Here is a 1,256-nt window from a genome sequence, read left to right on the forward strand (position 1 = left end):
ATCGAAAATGGGATGATAAAAATTCCCGAACAGTACCAACAACAGTTAAAACAACCCAATATAGTTAAAGTCACTCTTCAACAAGAAACCTCTGAACAATCTGGAAATTACCTCCAATATTTATTGGGGCATCCTTTAAATATAGAACAATTAAATCCAATGAAACGAGAAGAAATTTACGAAAACGAATAAAAAGATGACGACTTTTTTAGATTAGTTTTTATAATAAATTTGGTTGGCTCTTTAATTATGAACAAGATATTAATACATATACCGAAATATTTACTCAAATTCATTCTGTGCAAAAACAACTAAAAACTCAAGGTTTACATTCTCAATCTCTAGAAGAATGGTTAAAAACTATCTCCATTGATTCTTTGACTCCAAGAGGACAAAAATTTCAGGAAAAAATTATTGAATATTTAACAGTTGAAACTCATCAAATTCCGGTAGGTCAAATTCTACTTGGTACTAGTGATGTTGTTGAATCCCTCTTCGGTAAATATAAATTCTTTGCAGCTAGACGACCTCTTAAAGATATTGGTGCTAGTATTTTATTGATTCCTCTCTTTACGATAAAAATTACCACAACTCTCGTAAAACAGGCAATGGAATCTATTCGTTTTATAGATGTTATTTCTTGGACTGAATCTATTTTTGGTTCTTCCATGCCCTCTCAAAGACGAAACCTTAAATCCGCAAATATTTCTGACACAGAACCTGCATGAAGTCTTATGGGTAAAGGATTCACAGAATTAACACACTACGCAAGTGCTAACTTGTGAGTTTGCTGTTGTGGGGATGATGGGATGCGATAGCGAAGCGCTGCTGCAAGCAGTTCGCTGTTTGGGATGATGGGAGTGCGATCGCTTGCTAAAATAGAAATAATTTGAAGTTACAGGAGAAATAAATGATCACATTAGAAATGGCGATAGCTTTGCTCGCCGCAGGCATCGCTCCAAAACACACAAAATTAAGATACTATCCGTTACCTGTTCCCTTCTTTGTAATATAGAAATAAAATGAGTGAAGTAACAGCAAATTATGATCAATCATGGAAAGAAGCATTAAATGAATATTTTGAAAGCTTCCTAGCATTTTTCTTTCCTGTAGCCCATCAAGCAATTGATTGGACAAAAACCCCTGAATCTTTAGATAAAGAACTGCAAGAAATTACAGCTTCAGGAGAAACCAAAAACCGAATTACCGATAAACTGTATAAAGTTTGGTTATTAGATCAAACTCAAGTATGGATT

2 protein-coding genes and 1 pseudogene are annotated in these 1,256 nt (G+C 34.1%); all 3 read left to right on the plus strand.

The window, feature by feature from the left end:
• Window positions 1-192 (plus strand): hypothetical protein (locus tag IQ226_RS24765; RefSeq protein WP_228039683.1); only part of this gene is annotated, 192 nt, incomplete at its 5' end.
• 107 nt (window positions 193-299) lie between these two features.
• Window positions 300-728: a hypothetical protein gene (locus IQ226_RS24770; protein ID WP_193899785.1), complete on the plus strand. Its 429-nt coding sequence runs from the start codon at window positions 300-302 to the stop codon at window positions 726-728.
• Window positions 729-1,022: 294 nt separating this feature from the next.
• Window positions 1,023-1,256: pseudogene (locus IQ226_RS24775) on the plus strand (hypothetical protein); the annotation flags it as partial.

Origin of the sequence: Dolichospermum sp. LEGE 00240 (genome assembly GCF_015207875.1) — a bacterium.
GTDB classification, from domain to species: domain Bacteria; phylum Cyanobacteriota; class Cyanobacteriia; order Cyanobacteriales; family Nostocaceae; genus Dolichospermum; species Dolichospermum gracile.